At 57.8% G+C, this 17,544-nt stretch carries 16 protein-coding genes; 4 read left to right on the plus strand and 12 right to left on the minus strand.

The window, feature by feature from the left end:
* Nucleotides 1-9: 9 nt before the first annotated feature.
* The 3 genes from menH to elaB form a co-directional block, all read right to left on the minus strand.
* Nucleotides 10-774, minus strand: coding sequence for a 2-succinyl-6-hydroxy-2,4-cyclohexadiene-1-carboxylate synthase (gene menH / locus QCD69_RS10210; protein ID WP_301251977.1), 765 nt, complete (start codon nucleotides 772-774; stop codon nucleotides 10-12).
* Nucleotides 771-2,411 carry a 2-succinyl-5-enolpyruvyl-6-hydroxy-3-cyclohexene-1-carboxylic-acid synthase gene (menD, locus tag QCD69_RS10215; protein WP_301251921.1) on the minus strand — a complete coding sequence of 547 codons (1,641 nt, stop codon included), beginning with the start codon at nucleotides 2,409-2,411 and terminating at the stop codon, nucleotides 771-773. The genes menH and menD overlap by 4 nt, the downstream gene beginning before the upstream one ends.
* 172 nt (nucleotides 2,412-2,583) lie before the next feature.
* A complete protein-coding gene (gene elaB, locus QCD69_RS10220) occupies nucleotides 2,584-2,901 on the minus strand; it encodes a stress response protein ElaB (protein ID WP_253459807.1) in 318 nt (105 codons plus the stop codon).
* A gap of 269 nt (nucleotides 2,902-3,170) precedes the next feature.
* Between elaB and QCD69_RS10225 the strand changes: the two genes are divergently transcribed.
* The 3 genes from QCD69_RS10225 (at nucleotide 3,171) to QCD69_RS10235 (ending at nucleotide 5,927) form a co-directional block, all read left to right on the plus strand.
* Entirely contained in the window at nucleotides 3,171-4,823 is a 1,653-nt protein-coding gene (locus QCD69_RS10225; RefSeq protein WP_125288238.1) for a glucan biosynthesis protein D, read from the plus strand.
* Between the two features lie 442 nt (nucleotides 4,824-5,265).
* Entirely contained in the window at nucleotides 5,266-5,565 is a 300-nt protein-coding gene (locus QCD69_RS10230; protein WP_125288239.1) for a hypothetical protein, read from the plus strand.
* Nucleotides 5,562-5,927: a hypothetical protein gene (locus QCD69_RS10235; RefSeq protein ID WP_125288240.1), complete on the plus strand. Its 366-nt coding sequence runs from the start codon at nucleotides 5,562-5,564 to the stop codon at nucleotides 5,925-5,927. The genes QCD69_RS10230 and QCD69_RS10235 overlap by 4 nt, the downstream gene beginning before the upstream one ends.
* A 106-nt stretch (nucleotides 5,928-6,033) precedes the next feature.
* On the opposite strand, the gene QCD69_RS10240 is transcribed toward QCD69_RS10235, so the two are convergent.
* A complete protein-coding gene (locus QCD69_RS10240) occupies nucleotides 6,034-6,498 on the minus strand; it encodes a GNAT family N-acetyltransferase (protein WP_253459804.1) in 465 nt (154 codons plus the stop codon).
* Nucleotides 6,499-6,581: 83 nt separating this feature from the next.
* Between QCD69_RS10240 and QCD69_RS10245 the strand changes: the two genes are divergently transcribed.
* Nucleotides 6,582-7,181, plus strand: coding sequence for a pentapeptide repeat-containing protein (locus QCD69_RS10245; protein ID WP_301251922.1), 600 nt, complete (start codon nucleotides 6,582-6,584; stop codon nucleotides 7,179-7,181).
* A gap of 74 nt (nucleotides 7,182-7,255) precedes the next feature.
* On the opposite strand, the gene nuoN is transcribed toward QCD69_RS10245, so the two are convergent.
* The 8 genes from nuoN to nuoG all read right to left on the minus strand — a co-directional run bounded on the left by nuoN (nucleotide 7,256) and on the right by nuoG (nucleotide 17,400).
* Nucleotides 7,256-8,713: an NADH-quinone oxidoreductase subunit NuoN gene (gene nuoN / locus QCD69_RS10250; protein WP_253459799.1), complete on the minus strand. Its 1,458-nt coding sequence runs from the start codon at nucleotides 8,711-8,713 to the stop codon at nucleotides 7,256-7,258.
* A 6-nt stretch (nucleotides 8,714-8,719) separates the two neighbouring features.
* Nucleotides 8,720-10,240, minus strand: coding sequence for an NADH-quinone oxidoreductase subunit M (gene nuoM / locus QCD69_RS10255; protein WP_253459796.1), 1,521 nt, complete (start codon nucleotides 10,238-10,240; stop codon nucleotides 8,720-8,722).
* Between the two features lie 214 nt (nucleotides 10,241-10,454).
* Entirely contained in the window at nucleotides 10,455-12,293 is a 1,839-nt protein-coding gene (nuoL, locus tag QCD69_RS10260) for an NADH-quinone oxidoreductase subunit L (RefSeq protein WP_301251923.1), read from the minus strand.
* A complete protein-coding gene (gene nuoK / locus QCD69_RS10265) occupies nucleotides 12,290-12,592 on the minus strand; it encodes an NADH-quinone oxidoreductase subunit NuoK (protein ID WP_034894855.1) in 303 nt (100 codons plus the stop codon). Before nuoK ends, nuoL begins: the two co-directional genes overlap by 4 nt.
* Nucleotides 12,589-13,134, minus strand: a complete 546-nt coding sequence (nuoJ, locus tag QCD69_RS10270; RefSeq protein WP_125288247.1) for an NADH-quinone oxidoreductase subunit J — start codon at nucleotides 13,132-13,134, stop codon at nucleotides 12,589-12,591. Before nuoJ ends, nuoK begins: the two co-directional genes overlap by 4 nt.
* A gap of 10 nt (nucleotides 13,135-13,144) precedes the next feature.
* Nucleotides 13,145-13,687 (minus strand): NADH-quinone oxidoreductase subunit NuoI, encoded by a 543-nt coding sequence (gene nuoI, locus QCD69_RS10275; protein ID WP_253459790.1) that lies wholly within the window; start codon nucleotides 13,685-13,687, stop codon nucleotides 13,145-13,147.
* Nucleotides 13,688-13,699: 12 nt separating this feature from the next.
* Complete coding sequence (gene nuoH / locus QCD69_RS10280) at nucleotides 13,700-14,677, minus strand: NADH-quinone oxidoreductase subunit NuoH (RefSeq protein ID WP_253459787.1); 978 nt, start codon at nucleotides 14,675-14,677, stop codon at nucleotides 13,700-13,702.
* The gene (gene nuoG, locus QCD69_RS10285; protein WP_301251928.1) at nucleotides 14,674-17,400 is read right to left on the minus strand and encodes an NADH-quinone oxidoreductase subunit NuoG; all 2,727 of its coding nucleotides are present in this window, start codon (nucleotides 17,398-17,400) and stop codon (nucleotides 14,674-14,676) included. Before nuoG ends, nuoH begins: the two co-directional genes overlap by 4 nt.
* Nucleotides 17,401-17,544 lie beyond the last annotated feature (144 nt).

Consider the following 17,544-nt stretch of genomic DNA (forward strand, 5'->3'; position numbering starts at 1 on the left):
GATTTCTCCTTAAACGGGGTTGAGCTTTTGCGCCAGGGCGGCGGCAAAGGCCTGTGGGCAGGCGCGATGGGCGTTGTGACCCGCCGCCGGGATAGTGGTAACCGGCAGCCCGGCCCCGGCGGCCAGACGCTGAAATTTGAGGTCGTGCTCGCCGCAGAGATAGTGGAAAACAGGAAGGCGCTGGATTTCCGGCAGCAGATACGGCTGGCGGGCGAGCGAGGTATTGAGCAGCATAGCGGCCAGCGCCTGCGGATCGTTATCGGCTCGCAGGGCGATCAGCTGTTGCCGCTGCGGTTCGCGCAGATCGGCAAACACCGGCTGGCGATACCACTTATGCAGCGTGTCGCCCAGCGGCTGCTGGCGGAACAGGCTGGCCCAGTGGCGATCGTCAGCCAGCCGCTGCGCCCGCTCATGGGGCGACGCCAGCCCGAAGTGAGCGCCTTCCAGCACCACGCCAGCCAGCGACGAATCTGCACAGCGGCAGGCGTGATACAGCGCCGCGCGGCCGCCGAGCGAATAGCCGATCAGCCAGTAGCGTTGAATACGATGCTGTCGCAAAGTGGCGTTCAGCCGCGCCGAAAGCTGTTCAAAACCGCTGACCTGCTGCGCCCGTGAGCCGCCGTGTCCGGGTAGGTCAATGCTCAGCTGCGGCCAGTCGCAGAAAAAATCCTGCACCGGCTGCCACTCCCGACCGCTGCCCAAAAAGCCGTGCAGCCAGACCAGCGTCGGCCTGTCGCTGCGGTGTTCGCCCTGCCAGCGCGCGTGCAGTATCATTTTCGCCATGCTCCGGCGAGCCACGGTGCGCCCGCCTCAACCTTCAGCTCAATCAGCGTGGCGGTGGTGCTGCGCCAGCCCGCTTCAACAGCGGCCTGCAGCGATGGCCAGTCTTCCGGCTGACGGTAATCCAGGCCGAACATAGCGGCGGCGCTGGCGAAACACGCCTGCTGCGGCAGGGTGAAAAAGCGCGCCCGCTCGTTTTCAGGCGTCGGCAGCAGGGAAAAAATCTGTCCGCCGCCGTTATTGACCACAATCAGCACCAGCGGCCCGGCGGTCAGCGCCAGGCTGTTGAGGTCATACAGCGCCGAGAGATCGCCCACTATCGCCAGCAACGGTTTGCCGCTGCCGCGCTGTACGCCGGTCGCGGTGGCAAGTAGCCCATCAATGCCGCTGGCACCGCGGCTGGCATAGACGGGATAGCCAGCAGGCAGGCGGGCAAAGGCGTCGGCCAGCCTGATGGTCAGGCTGTTGCCCAGAAACAGCGCGCCCTGCTCCGGCAGCAGCTCTGCCAGCCGCTGCGCCAGCTGCGCTTCACCAAACTCCTGTAGCCTTTCGGCGAGCGCTGCGTGGGTTTCCAGCGCCAGCGCCTGTAGAGAAGGCAGCCATGCGGGTTGCGAAACGGCTTGATGATCGACAAGCCATTTGCCGATGTCGGCCACTATGCGCTGACTGCGATGATGGGCGGGATCCAGATGGCCGGGCAGCGGATCGATGAGCCAGTATGCCGCCGGATCCGCTGCCGCCAGCCAGCTGGTCAGCCTTTTCCCGGTAAGCCGGGCGCCAAACTGAATAATGATTTCCGCTCGATCGAGCGCCTGCCGCGCATGTTCCTCCTGGAGCCAGAGTTCGCTACAGGGAAACGGCGCGCCGGTATGGGACTGTATATCCGCCAGCAGCGGCCAGCCCAGCGTCTCTGCCCATTCAGCCAGCGCCACGCCCTCCTGCGCCGTGATTTTGCCCGCGATAATCAGCCCGCGCTTTTGCCGCCAGCGCGGCCAGCTGTCGAGCACAGGCGTGACCCGCTCCGCATGGATGTTCAGCCAGGGCGTGTCTTCGAGCCACCATTTGCCCAGCTCATCGTGCCAGGCCTGGAACGCCGAGGACGCTTCGCCGTATAAAGGTTCGGCAAAAGGCACGTTGATATGTACGGTGCCTGTAGGATGCTGTTGCAGCAGCGCATCAATGGCCGAAACCAGCCAGCGAGACGGAATATCCGCAGAGGGTCGTGGAAGATCCAGCGCGCCGCCGACGTGGCTGGCGAAAATACCGGGCTGGATGATGGCCTGATTGGCGCCGCAACCGATGAGTTCCGGCGGGCGATCGGCGCTGAGCACGATAAGGCGTTCGCCGGTCAGGCTGGCTTCGATCACGGCGGGCGCAAGATTGGCGACGGCGGTGCCTGAAGTGACGATTATCGCTACCGGACGCTGCGTCGCTTTCGCCAGGCCCAGCGCCAGATAGCCGAGGCCGCGCTCGTCAAAGTGGGTATGACAAATCAGGTTGCCCGCGGCGGCTTCCAGCGTCAGCGGCGCGGATCGGGAACCGGGTGCAATACAGATGTGCTGCACGCCATGACGGCTAAGGGCTGCCAGTATAACGGCGGCCCAGCGGCGGTTGAAGATACTGTGCGACATCACCCACTCCAGATCAAACAAGCAGCGGGCAGTATAAGAGCGCCCAGGCGGGCCGATTTTGATTTAGGGCAGGATTAACGTGTTATTTTCACTTTGGCAACCTGGGCGGCAAAAACAAAACGGGCACCCTGAAGGTGCCCGTTATTACTGGCGTAGCGCCCGGCGTTATCGCTTAGCGACGCGCCAGCAGCAGTCCTACCACCAGGCCCAGCGTAGCGCCTACGCCGATGCCCTGCCACGGCTTCTCATGAACATACTCATCAGCACGGCTGGCAACTTGTTTAGCGCGATGGTAGTAGTTATCTGAGGCGTTGCTGACGCGTGCTTTAACGTCGTTCAGCGATTTTTCCGCTTTGGCTTTCAGCTCAACATATTTCTGATCGGCCGGATCGCCAGATGATTTCAGCACTTCCTCCAGCGTTTCGGTCAGCAGAGCCAGATCGTCATCCAGGCGGGTGTCGAGTTCTTGTGGGTCAGTTGTCTTAGCCATAACATCTCCTTGTGCGAATAATACCTTTAACTATAGACACTTTTTGCCGCTTTGCTTGTTTATCCGCCCAGGAATCGGCTGATATTGATTCCCGTTAAATGCCTGCTTTTGTCAGATTTATCTGCTAAATTTTGCCTGACTGAATTTCTGACGCCACACGCTGTCGTAACTCCCTGTGACCCGCTCACAATTCAGCTAAAACAGGCTCTTATAGCCACAGATCTAGCGCAGTTTTTACAGTTCCGTTCAGCAAAGGATATGACTCTGGCATGAATCGAAGAATGTTTATGAAGGCGTCAATGGCTTTCGCTACGGTAAGCGGGATGTCCGGTTTATCGACGTTGTTTGCACAGGCCGCCTGGGCCGACACCGATATCGCCGACGGCTCGGCAAAGCGTTTCGATTTTGACGTGTTGCAAAAAATGGCCGCAACCCTTGCGCAGAAACCTTACGGCGGCGCGCCCGCTCCCCTGCCCGAAACGCTGGCCACCCTGACGCCGCAGGCCTACAACGAAATTCAGTACGATGCGAATCATTCGCTGTGGAACGGCAACGCCGATCGCGAGCTTGACGTGCAGTTTTTCCACGTCGGCATGGGGTTTAAACGCCGTTTACGCATGTTCTCCGTGGATGCCGATCGGCAGGCGCGTGAAATTCACTTCCGCCCCGAGCTGTTTAACTACAACGACGCCAAAGTCGATACTAAACAGCTGGAAGGCAAAACCGATTTAGGCTTCGCCGGTTTCCGCGCGTTTAAAAAGCCGGAGCTGGCCAGCCGTGATATCGTCTCCTTTCTGGGCGCCAGCTACTTCCGCGCGGTTGACGATACTTATCAGTATGGTCTTTCCGCACGCGGCGTGGCTATCAACACCTTCGGCAGCAAAGAAGAGTTTCCGGACTTTACCGCCTTCTGGTTTGAAACGCCAAAAGCCGATGACACCACCTTCACCGTCTATACCTTACTGGACGGCGAGAGCTGCACCGGCGCGTTTAAATTTATTATTCACTGCGAAGAGAAACGCGTAGTCATGGAGGTGGAAAACCACCTTTATGCCCGTAAAGATATCGACCAGCTGGGCATTGCACCAATGACCACCATGTTCAGCTGCGGCACCAACGAGCGCCGCATGTGTGACACTATCCATCCGCAGATCCACGACTCCGATCGCCTGGCGATGTGGACCGGCAGCGGCGAGTGGATCTGCCGCCCGCTGAATAATCCACAGCGGCTGACGTTTAACGCCTATCAGGACGAGAACCCGCGCGGCTTCGGCATGTTGCAGCTGGATCACGACTTTGAGAATTATCAGGATGTGATCGGCTGGTACAACAAGCGTCCGAGCCTGTGGGTGGAGCCGGTCGGCAAGTGGGGCAAAGGCGCAATTAACCTGATGGAGATCCCGACCACGGGCGAAACGCTGGATAATATCGTGTGCTTCTGGCGTCCTACAGAAAGCATCAAGGCCGGCAGCGCGCACAGCTTCAGCTACAAGCTTTACTGGAGCGGCCTGCCGCCGGTTCACAGCGATCTGTCGCGCGTGAAGGCAACCCGCACCGGTATGGGCGGCTTCCCTGAAGGCTGGGCGCCGGGCGAGCATTATCCGGACGTCTGGGCACGCCGTTTTGCGGTGGATTTTGTCGGCGGCGATCTGAAAGCGGCCGCGCCAAAAGGCATCGAACCGGTGATTACGGTCACCTCGGGCACCGTTAAACAGGTCGAGATCCTGTATGTCGAGCCGATTGACGGCTATCGCATTCTGTTTGACTGGTATCCGAACAGCGATTCCGTCGAGCCGGTTAACCTGCGTTTGTTCCTGCGCACCAAAGACCAGACGCTGACCGAAACCTGGCTCTATCAGTATTTCCCACCGGCGCCGGATAAGCGTAAATACGTTGATGACCGGCAGATGACGGCGGGCTAAACGTTAACAGGCGAGGAACTCCTCGCCTTTTTTATCCCTGTTCAATTCAGGCAAATGGCACAGGGATACTCGCAAAAGCCGTCCGGCTAATTTCTGTTACCTACAAAGAAAGTCCTGTGCCGACATCAGGCTACGATGCCTGGCGCGAGAAGAACGGCGCTGCCTGCTGTAGAAAAAACCGGACAGCACTATCCCATCGGGTAGCGCAAGCCAACCTGACGCCCCTGCCTCACGCCCGGTTGAGCTAAGTAATTCTAAGCCAGCCACTCCGTATCGAGCTTGCTGGCCTCTGTCATCAATCCGATCGCCAATATCCGCAATGAAAAATTGTATATACAAAAAATCCTTTAACTTTGGTATTAAAATAAGAAAACCACTTGAAATGGCTATAAAGTGGACTTATCTTGTATATACAAAAATCAGGGAAGAAGGATGAAACATCATGGAGCTGATGATTTCTCAGAAAATCAGGCTGAAACTGTCTGAAAAAAAGCCTCCCGTAACGGAAGATGAAATAATCCAGTGCTTTTCCAACAGGGACGGGCATTTTCTTGAAGATAACAGAGAGGATCATCAGTCAGATCCTCCGACGCGTTGGTTTATTGCTGAAACGGATTATGGAATAAAACTCAAAGTGGTTTTTATCTTTTATCCGGGTAGAGGGGTAGCTATCAGGACGGCCTACGCCCCTAACGATGACGAAATACGCATCTACAACAAATATGGATACGAAAAACTATGAGTAACAACGTTAACAAGCCAGACCAAAACGCCTCTCTCATCGCCTCAACGGATGCCGCATGGGAAGAAGGCGTGCTTGGGCGTAGCGAAGCGCATGTTAAAATTTCCAGCGAGGCAAGCGCTGCGGCGTTTGAAAAAGAGATTAATGAGGCGCTTGAGCTACAGCCCATCTCAATACGTCTTAACAAGTCGCTGATTGAAGATCTCAAAATGATTGCAGAGCTTGCGGGGCTGGGCTATCAGCCGCTGATCAGGCAGGTGCTGACAAGATTTACCGACTGCGAGAAAAAAAGAATTTTACGCCAGGTTCACTCTGAAGAGATGAAAAAACAGTCCGGCAAGAAAGCAAAAAAAGTGGCGTGACCCGCCCGGATAGCCCTGCTAACGCAGGGCTTGCCACCGCTGGCAAATGTCAGCAGCCGACGTGCTGTTAAGAAGCCATTGTTAAGGCGTCTTTCCGCTCTCTTACTTATTTGTGTATCCGCGCCCTTTCCATATCCACATGCGGGATGCCGTCTTCCGGATAGACCTCGCCCGTCGGCTTAAAGCCAAACTGTCCGTAAAAATCCTGCAGATGCGCCTGAGCGGATAAAAAGATGTCGTGCTGCGGCCAGTGGCGCTCGCAGTCAACAATCGCCTGCTCCATCAGCCGGTTGCCCAGCTTCAGGCCTCGCGCCTCGCCAGAGACGATCACTCGCCCAATCTTCACCGGCTCCTCGTCGTTTTTTGGCGCAAGCAGGCGCGCATAGGCCAGCAGCTGGTTATTCGCTATGCCCAGTAAATGACGGTTCTCACCGGCCAGATCCGCGCCGTCCACGTCCTGATAAGGACAGTTCTGCTCGACGATAAACACCGCATTGCGTAACGCCAGGATCTGGTACAGCTGAGTTGCATTCAGCTCGCTATGATGTAGATTCTGCCAGCGAATCTCCATTTTCTTTCTCCCGATGTGCGTCAATTTTGTTACTGTCAGGTGAGGGATACTGCCATTCCCTTCCGCACAGGCTAAGGTTTTATATGACAAAAATAACCGATCATAAAGAGTATTTCGATACCTGCTTCGACAGGCAGGCGCTGCCGTCCGCCTGTTTTGAAGGCGTCATTTTTGAAGGATGCGACTTCAGCCACTGCAACTTTACCGCCGCCAGGTTTATCCGCTGCAAATTTATTAACTGCCGCTTCGACCAGTGTAATCTCAGCGTGATGGAAATGCCCGATTCGCGTTTTAACGAGGTCAGCTTTACCGAATGCAAACTCAGCGGCACAGACTGGGCGCGCGCTTACTGGCCCGCTTTTAATCTGGATCACGAGCTGCGTTTTACGCAATGCCTGTTGTCCAACGCCTCCTTTTTCGGCCTGACGCTGCAAGAAGTGAAAATGATGGAGTGCCAATTGCATGACGTGGATTTCAGAGAGTGCGATCTGAGCAAAGCCGAAATACTGAACTGCGATCTGGCCGGAAGCCTGTTTAACAGAACCAATCTTCAGGCGGCGGATTTGACCGACTCGCGCGATTTCTCCATCAATGTACTGAACAATTCGGTGGCAGGCGCAACGTTTTCCCGTCTGGAAGCGTTAAGCCTGCTGGAAAGCCTGGGCGTCAACCTGGTGGACTGAAGCCTGCCCGGTTGCGCACAAAAAAAATCCCGGCCTGTCAGTCAGGAGCCGGGATTTTTTAACAGCCTGCTGAGTTACATCAGCGGCTGCGCCATCTGCACCAGCGAGATCAGCGGCTGCGGATAAATACCCAGCACCAGCACCAGAATCGCCGAGATCAGTACAACCACGCCGCCGGCGGTAAAGGCCCAGTTAGCTGGCGTATCGCGCTGCAACAGCTCCGGTGGGTTCAGATACAGGCTAACGGTCACGCGCAGATAGTAGTAAAGGCCGATTGCGCTGCCTACCACTACCGCACCAGTCAGCCACCACAGCTGCGCGCCCACGCCTACGGCAATCACGTAAAATTTACCGATAAAGCCCAGCGTCATTGGGATACCCGCCAGCGACAGCATCATTACCGTCATCACCGCCGACAGGATCGGACGGTGCCAGAACAGGCCGCGATAGGAATACAGCGAGTCCGCGTCCGGGCCGCGATACGGGCTGGACATCAGGCTGACCACGCCGAAAGCGCCCAGGCTGCTGAACAGATAACCGGCCAGGTAAACGCCCACCGTTTCCAGCGACAGCTGATGCGTCTGGATAGCAATCAGCGCCACCAGCAGATAGCCCAGATGCGCAATGGAAGAGTAGCCCAGCAGACGTTTGATATTGCTCTGCGAAATCGCCATCAGGTTGCCGAACAGAATCGAGGCAAACGCGATAATCGCCAGCACCAGACGTACCGCTTCGCTGTCGGCGGCCGGCGCGTACAGGAACAGGCGCATCACCACGCCGAAAATGGCGATTTTGCTGGCGGTCGCCAGGAAGGTCGACACCGGCGCAGGCGCGCCTTGGTAGACATCCGGCGTCCACAGGTGGAAAGGCACCAGCGACAGCTTAAAGCCCAGGCCCACAATCATCATGCCCAGCCCCGCCAGCAGCAGCGGCTGTTGCAGCATTCCGTCGTTCAGGCTGCGGCCCAGCGCAATAAATCCCAGGTTGCCGGAGTTGGCATAAAGCAGCGCCATACCGAACAGCAGAAAAGAGGAAGCCACAGCGGACATAATGGTGTATTTGATGCTGGCTTCCAGCGAGCGCTTCAGCTGGAAGGCGTAGCCCACCAGGCCGAACAGCGGCAGGGAAATCAGCTCAATACCGATAAACAGCGAAGCCAGGTGATTAGCGCTTGCCAGCACCACGCCGCCCAATGCTGCAATCAGCACCAGCAGGTAGAACTCTTCCTGGTTATCCGGGTAGTTGGTCAGCCACGGATAGGCGAAGGTGCAGGTTGCCAGGCTGGCTAAAATCACCAGGCCGGTATAGAGCATTGAATAGCCATCGACGCGCAGCAGCGGCGTCACGTCCATCGCGCCCGCGTGTCCCACGAACCAGAGTGAGAACAGCGCCAGGTTCAGCCCTACTACCGCCAGCGTGGCATTGACGAAGTGGTTGCGCCGCCACGCAATGGAGAGCATCACGACTACCACCGTCAATCCGACGATCAGCATGGGCAGCAGCGCGATCAAATGTTGAGGAGTTATTGTCATGGCGAATTACGGCCTTGTAGTTGAAATTGAAGCGGTAAACCACTGCTGAATATTGCTCATTGCAGCATGTGAGGTGTCCAGAATCGGCTGTGGGTAAACGCCCAGCAGCAGCAGCAGAACCACCAGCACCATAATCATCAGGAACTCGCGCGGCGACATCCCCCGCAGCGGCGTTTCTGACTTCGGTGCGCCGTAATAGGCCCGCTGCATCATAATCAGCGAGTATACGGAAGCGAACACCAGACCAAAGGTAGCAATGACGATGATCACCGGCACCGACTGGAAGCTGCCGGTCAGGATCATAAATTCGCCAACGAAATTACCCGTGCCCGGCATCCCCAGATTCGCTACGGCAAAGAACAGCGACAGACCTGGCAGCCACTTGATGCGCGCCCACAGCCCGCCCATCTGACGCATATCGCGAGTGTGCAGACGCTCATAAAGCTGGCCGCACAGGATAAACAGCGCTGCGGCGGAAAGACCGTGCGCAATCATCTGCACCACCGCGCCCTGGAAAGCGAGCTGGCTGCCGGTATAGATAGCAATCAGCACAAAGCCCATGTGCGAAATAGAGGTGTAGGCGATCAGGCGTTTGATGTCGTACTGCGAGAAGGCCATCCAGGCACCGTAGAAAATCCCGATAATCCCCAGCCACATCGCAATCGGCGCGAACTCGGCGGACGCGTTCGGGAACAGCGGCAGCGCAAAGCGCAGCAGACCGTAAGCCGCCGTTTTCAGCAGAATGCCCGCCAGGTCAACGGAACCGGCCGTCGGGGCCTGACTGTGCGCATCCGGCAGCCAGCCGTGCAGCGGCACCACCGGCATTTTCACCGCGAAGGCGATAAAGAAGCCCAGCATCAGCAGATACTCAACGGTGTTGCTCATTGGCGTTTTCAGCAGATCTTCGTAGTTAAACGTCCAGACGCCCGTGGCGTTGTAGTTAACGAAGACCAGCGCCAGAATCGAAATCAGCATCACCAGGCCGCTGGCCTGAGTGTAGATAAAGAACTTGGTGGCCGCGGTGATACGCGTTTTCCCGTCCGACGCCTTGTGTCCCCACAGCGCGATCAGGAAGTACATCGGCACCAGCATCATTTCCCAGAAGAAGAAGAACAGGAACAGATCGATAGCCAGGAACACGCCGATAACGCCGCCCAGGATCCACAGCAGGTTCAGGTGGAAAAAGCCCTGCCATTTCTCAATTTCGTTCCAGGAGCAGAGGATAGCCATCACGCCCAGCAGGCCGGTAAGCACCACCATCAGCAGCGACAGGCCGTCCAGCGCCAGATGCACGTTGATACCGAAACGCGGTATCCAGGAAACCAGAAACTCGGATTGCCACTGCGGCAGCCCGGCGGCCTGGGTCAGCGAATAGCCGCCCTGCAGCCAGAGCTGTAGCGAGAGCGCCAGCGTCAGCCCCATCGAGATCAGCGCTATCCAACGCGGCACCTTGCTCCCGAAGCGTTCAAACTGCCAGCAAAGCAGGCCGCCGATGAACGGGATGAGTATAAGCCAGGGTAATAACATGGCGATTTGATTCCCTTTTCTGAACCTGCATGGGCTATCTTACTGGCCATTTTTGCCCCCGGCAGTGCTCGCAGTCCTCACATACTAAAGTATGCTGCGGGTGCGGCGCGCTGGCGGTGACAAAACTGACTGCGCCGATGACGCCCAACATTCAGGTAATTTTTAACATCTTTTAATTCTGGGTGAGTGTTTACCCCACCCCGCTCACAAACTTTTAGACCACCATCAACAGCGCGAGCACCACGACCGCACCGACGCTCATCGAAGCGACGTACCAGCGCAGATAGCCGTTTTCGCTGACCACCAGCCCTTTGTTAGCCAGGCGGGAGAACAGGGCCGGGATATTCATCAGCGCATTCAGCGGATCGCGTGACAGGGCCCAGGCGACGAACAGATAAGGCTTGACGAAAATTTTGTCGTAAAGCCAGTCGAAGCCCCAGGCGGCGAACCACCAGGTGGTGAAGAATCGGCCAACCGCGCTGCCGGAGATGCTGTTAACCAGCGAGCGTTTGCCCAGCCACAGAAAGGCCGCCAGCAGGATGCCGATAATCGCCACTACGCCAGAAGTGATTTCCAGCGTCAGCACGCTGCCGTGCGCCAGCTCGGTGGTTTCCGGCAGCACGCCGCGCAGCGGAGGAACAATCAGCGCACCAATAAAGGTGGAGAGGATCAGCAGCACAATCAGCGGCAGATGGTGCGTAATGCCTTTGCCTGCGTGCGCGTGAATTTTCTCTTCGCCGTGGAAGGTAATAAAAATCATGCGGAAGGTGTAGAGCGAGGTCATAAAGGCCCCGACCAGACCGGCCACCATCAGATTAATATGACCGTTCGCCAGCGCACCCGCCAGGATCTCGTCCTTACTGAAGAAGCCAGCGGTGATCAGCGGCAGCGCCGACAGCGCCGCGCCGCCTACCAGGAAGCAGGCATAAACCAGCGGGATGCTTTTGCGCAGGCCGCCCATTTTGAAAATGTTCTGCTCGTGGTGGCAGGCCAGGATCACCGAACCGGACGAGAGGAACAGCAGCGCTTTAAAGAACGCATGGGTCATCAGATGGAAAATCGCCGCGTCCCACGCCTGCACGCCAAGCGCCAGGAACATGTAGCCAATCTGGCTCATGGTGGAGTAGGCAAGCACGCGTTTGATATCGGTTTGCACCAGCGCGGCAAATCCCGCCAGCACCAGCGTAATCGCGCCAATAATCCCCACCAGGTGCAGCACTTCCGGCGTCATCAGGAACAGACCGTGGCTGCGGGCAATCAGATAAACGCCCGCCGTTACCATGGTCGCGGCGTGGATCAGCGCAGAGACCGGCGTCGGGCCTGCCATCGCATCCGCCAGCCAGGTTTGCAGCGGCAGCTGTGCCGATTTACCTACCGCGCCGCCAAGCAGCATCAGCGTCGCCCATTGCAGCATAGGGTTATCCGCCGCAAAGTGCGCAGGCGCCAGCTCGACCATCTCACGGAAGTTCAGCGTGCCCAGCTCGTTGTAGAGAATAAACAGCGCAAACGCCAGGAAGACGTCGCCGACGCGCGTGATGATAAAAGCTTTCATCGCCGCCGCGCCGTTGTTCGGGTTGGTGTAGTAGAAACCGATCAGCAGGTAAGAGCAAAGCCCTACGCCTTCCCAGCCCAGATACATCAGCATCAGGTTATCGGCCAGCACCAATACCACCATGCTGGCGATAAACAGGTTGGTATAGGCGAAAAAGCGCGAGTAGCCCTCTTCGCCGCGCATATACCAGGAGGCGAACATATGGATAAAGAAGCCAACGCCCGTGACCACCGACAGCATGGTCAGAGACAGGCCGTCCAGCGTCAGGTTGACTTTGATATCAAAGTTGCCAACGTGCATCCAGGTCCACAGCGCCTGATTAAACACCGCCTGGCCCTGCGCAAAGAAATCCAGTCCGGCATAGAGCGTGACCAGCGCGGCCAGCCCTACGGAGCCCATCCCTACCGTAGCGGCCAGATTTTCTGACCAGCGGCCGCGCGAAAACGCCAGCAGCACGAAACCGATCAGCGGGAATAAAATAGTTAAATAGAGAAGATTCATCCGCGCATCTCGCTCACTTTATCAATATTGAGGTTCTGGCTGCGACGATGCAGCTGCAGCAGCAGCGCCAGGCCAATACTTGCCTCGGCAGCGGCCAGGCTGATCGCCAGGATATACATCACCTGACCGTCCGCCTGTCCCCAATAGCTGCCCGCGACCACAAACGCCAGCGCCGCCGCGTTGATCATGATCTCAAGGCTGATCAGCATAAACAGCAGGTTGCGGCGGATCACCACGCCGGTCAGGCCAAGCACAAACAGGATGGCCGCCAGGATAAGCCCGTGTTGCAAAGGGATCATGCGTTTTCCTCCTTTTTCACCGCATCAGGGCGATTGCTTAACACCTCGCCCGGACGCTGTTCGCGACCGATATGGTAAGCCACCACCAGACCGGCCAGCAGCAGCATGGAAGCCAGCTCCACCGCCAGAACGTAAGGGCCGAACAGGCTGATGCCGACCGCTTTGGCATCGATCATCGTGCCGTCAATGCCCTGGTCATTAATAGTCAGGATGGCGTAAACCATCACCACCAGCAGCAGCAGCGACAGCAGACCGGGGCCGAACCAGACGCCCGGCTTCAGCCACTCGCGCTCCTGCGCCTGCACGCTGTCGCCCAGGTTTAGCATCATCACCACAAACACGAACAGCACCATGATAGCGCCCGCATAAACGATAATTTCCAGCGCCCCGGCGAAATAAGCGCCCAGCGAGAAAAACACGCCCGCCACCGAAAGCAGTGAAATAATCAGATATAACAGCGCGTGGACCGGGTTGGTGTGGGTGATAACGCGCAACGTCGTCAGCACGGCCACCAGTCCGCAAAGATAAAACGCAAATTCCATGCCTGGCTCCTTAAGGTAACAAACCCTTGACGTCGATGGGTTTGGCTTCGCTTTCCGCTTCACCTTTGTCTTTGCCTTCGATCGCCATGCCCGCCATCCGGTAGAAGTTATATTCCGGATATTTGCCCGGCCCGGAGATCAGCAGGTTCTCTTTTTCATAAACCAGATCCTGCCGCTTAAACTCGCCCAGCTCGAAATCAGGGGTAAGCTGGATAGCGGTGGTCGGACAGGCTTCTTCACACAGGCCGCAGAAAATGCAGCGCGAGAAGTTGATGCGGAAAAACTCCGGATACCAACGGCCGTCCAGCGTTTCTGCCTTTTGCAGCGAAATACAGCCTACCGGACAGGCTACCGCGCACAGGTTACAGGCCACGCAGCGCTCCTGGCCGTCGGGATCGCGGGTCAGCACGATGCGGCCACGGTAGCGAGGCGGCAAATAGACCGGCTCCTCCGGGTACATCTGCGTTTCACGCTTGGCAAAAGCATTCGATCCGATCAGGACGATACTGCGTACCGTGGTGCCGAACCCTACCAGAATATCTTTTATTTTCATGGTAATAACCTCTTACTGCGCGTTGTACAGAATCACTGCGGCAGTCGCCAGCAGGTTCAACAGCGTCAACGGCAGACATACTTTCCAGCCGAACGACATCACCTGGTCGTAGCGCGGACGCGGCAGCGCAGCACGGATCAGAATAAACATCATCATGAAGAAAGCTGTTTTAATCGCGAACCAGAAAACGGGCGGCAGCCACGGACCGTTCCAGCCGCCGAAGAACAGCGTCACAATCAGGGAAGAGACGGTTACGATACCGACGTATTCACCGACAAAGAACAGGCCGAACTTCATACCGGCGTATTCGATGTGGTAACCGTCGGCCAGCTCCTGCTCTGCTTCCGGCTGGTCAAAAGGATGACGGTGACAGACCGCGACGCCCGCAATGGCAAAGGTCAGGAAGCCAAAGAACTGCGGAATGATGTTCCACAGGTGCTGCTGGCTGTTGACGATATCCACCATATTGAAGGAACCGGCCTGCGCCACCACGCCCATCAGCGACAGGCCGAGGAACACTTCGTAGCTCAGCGTCTGCGCCGAGGCGCGCATCGCGCCCAGCAGCGAGTATTTGTTATTACTCGACCAGCCCGCAAACAGCACCGCGTACACGGCCAGACCGGCCATCATCAGGAAAAACAGCAGACCGATATTCAGATCCGCGCCCATCCAGGTCGAGGTGACCGGCACAATGGCCATTGCCAGCAGCAGCGAGGTGAACGCGATCATCGGCGCCAGCGTAAAAATCACGCGGTCGGTAAACGGCGGCGTCCAGTCCTCTTTAAAGAACATTTTGATCATATCCGCCACCAGCTGGAGCGAACCGCCCCAGCCGACGCGGTTTGGCCCGTAGCGGTTCTGGAACAGGCCCAGCAGGCGACGTTCGCCAAAGCTCATAAAGGCGCCGCAGCCTACCACCACAAACAGGATCACCAGCGCTTTGCCGACGGCAATCAGTACATCTGTAACTTCCGGTGTCAGCCAGCTCATTGTGTTGCCTCCTGCAGATCCTCAATACTTGCCCCCAGCAAGAACGGCGGTACGCCCGGCAAGCCCAACGGTAAACCCACCTGCCCTGCCTGCAAGGCGGTCGAGAAGCGAACCGGCAGACGCAGCGTTTCGCCCGCGCAGCGGAAGGCGACCGTAGCGCCTGCGTTGACGCCCAGTTTCGCCGCGTCTTGCGGGTTAACCATCACGTAAGGCAGCGGCATACGCTGCTGGAATACCGGTGAACGCTGGGTCATCTCTTCGCTGCCGAACAGATGGAAGTAAGGCGCGACGCGCCAGCCGTTCTCTTTGCCCGCGAAGGCTTCCGGCACGGCGGTGAACCATTCCAGCTGGCCTTCGCCCGCTTCGAACAGGCGCACGCCCGGATCGCCAAAGCGCAGTTTGCCGCCCACTTCGTCCTGGAACTTATTCCACGCCTGCGGAGAGTTCCAGCCTGGCGCCCAGGCAAACGGGATCTGCGAACGAGGCGCATTCGGCTGGTTGTTCCCTTCCATAGAGAAGGCGAAAATGGTGTCTTTATCCTGCGGCTGACGCGGTTCGTGCACGCTGATATTGGCGCGAGCCGCGGTACGGCCGCTGGCGCGGATCGGCGAGCGGGCCAGTTTCTGACCGCGAATACGGAAGCTGGCGTCCGGCGCGGCGGCCTTGATCCCGGCCAGCTGCGGCAGTGCCGCCACGCAGGCATCGATCACGTGATCGAGCTGCGTCCAGTCCACTTCGCGGCTGCTGATGGTGCTGGCCAGCGAGTGCAGCCAGCGCCAGCTTTCCAGCATCTGGATTTTGTCATCGTAGTAGGACGGATCGTAAACCTGGAAGAAGCGCTGCGCGCGGCCTTCCTGATTGACCACGGTGCCGTCGCTTTCTGCAAAGCTGGCGGTGGAAAGGATCAGACCCGCTTTCTCGGTGGTCGCCGTGCGTTGATGATCGATAACGATCACGTTCGGCGTGTTGGTCAACGCCGCATCGACACGGGCTTTTGGCGCATGGCGATAGAGATCGTTTTCCATAATGATAACGGCATCGGCAGAACCACTTGAAAGCTCGTCGAGCGCTGCATCCAGCGGCTTGCCGCCGATCATGCCCAGGCCCACGCTATTGGCTGCGCCGGATAGCAAAGTGATACCCACGTCCGCGCCGCGTCCTTTCAGCGCTCTGGCAACGTTAGCCGCCGCCTGGATCATCGCCTCGCTGCCCGCGTGCACGCCGGAAATAATCAGCGGTTTCTTCGCGCCGGCCAGCGCCTGTACCACTACGTCGATCTTACCGCTCAGTTCACGATCGAGACCGTCTACCGCCGGCGCCGTTTCATCCAGCGCGTTAGCAATAGCGAAGCCCAGACGCGCCTGATCTTCCACCGGTGCGCGATAGCTCCAGGCGGCGATGTCGTCCAGACGGGTTTCGTCTACGTTGGTGACAAACAGCGGATGTTTGGCGTGTTGGCCGATGTTCATAATCGCCGCAATCTGCCAGTCGGCCACTTTCTGCGCCGCCGCCATTTCGCGCGCTTTGCCCTTAACGGCCTGGCGCACGGAGAGCGCGATGCGTGCGCCGACCTGGGTCAGATCTTCGCCCAGCACCAGCACGGCATCGTAGCTTTCGATTTCGCGCAGCGCTGGCGTATGGATACCGCCTTCGCGCAGTACTTTCAGCATCAGTTCCAGACGCGCTTGCTCGCCAGCCGGAATACCGGTGGAGAAGTTCTCGGCACCGACCAGCTCACGCAGCGCGAAGTTGCTTTCAACGCTGGCGCGTGGCGAACCGATACCAATCACTTTTTTCGCCTGGCGCAGCACGTCCGCCGCGCCCTGCATCGCCTGCTCGGCGTTGAGCGCGATCCAGTCGTCGCCGCGACGCTGCATCGGCTGGCGCGGACGATCCTTCAGGTTGACGTAGCCATAGCCGAAGCGGCCACGGTCGCACAGGAAGTACTGGTTTACGGTGCCGTTATAGCGGTTCTCAATACGACGCAGTTCGCCGTAACGCTCGCCGGGGCTGGTGTTGCAGCCGACGCTGCACTGCTGGCAGATGCTTGGCGCGTACTGCATATCCCATTTACGGTTATAACGCTCGGAGTGCGTTTTATCGGTAAATACGCCGGTAGGGCAGATTTCCACCAGGTTGCCGGAGAACTCGCTCTCCAGCACACCGTCTTCCGGGCGACCGAAGTAGACGTTGTCATGCGCGCCATACACGCCCAGGTCTTTGCCGTCCGCGTAATCTTTGTAGTAGCGCACGCAGCGATAGCAGGCGATACAACGGTTCATTTCGTGCGAGATGAACGGGCCGAGATCCTGATTGCGGTGGGTGCGTTTGGTAAAGCGGTAGCGGCGGAAGCTGTGGCCGGTCATCACCGTCATATCCTGGAGATGGCAGTTACCGCCCTCTTCACAGACCGGACAGTCGTGCGGGTGGTTGGTCATCAGCCACTCCACCACGCTTTCCCGAAACTCTTTCGCTTCGCCGTCATCAATAGAAATAAAGGTGCCGTCGGAGGCTGGCGTCATACAGGACATCACCAGGCGACCACGGGTATCTTCGGCATTCTGGAATTGCTTTACCGCGCACTGGCGGCAGGCACCGACGCTACCGAGCGCCGGATGCCAGCAAAAATAAGGAATATCAAGGCCGAGCGAGAGGCAAGCCTGTAGCAGGTTGTCCGCGCCGTCGACGTCGTATTCTTTACCGTCTACATGAATTGTAGCCATAGTGAAATTGCTCAAGTAAGGCTCGAAACCGAGCGTTAAACACAATTCTTTAAATAACCGTCTTACCTGACGTTGTAGCGGTGTTAGCGGCGTTCTCTTACCCCGGTCACTTACTGAAGTAAGCTGCCGGGGATGCGTTCTCTT

This window comes from Erwinia sp. PsM31 (assembly GCF_030433775.1).
Classification (GTDB): Bacteria; Pseudomonadota; Gammaproteobacteria; order Enterobacterales; family Enterobacteriaceae; genus Erwinia; species Erwinia aeris.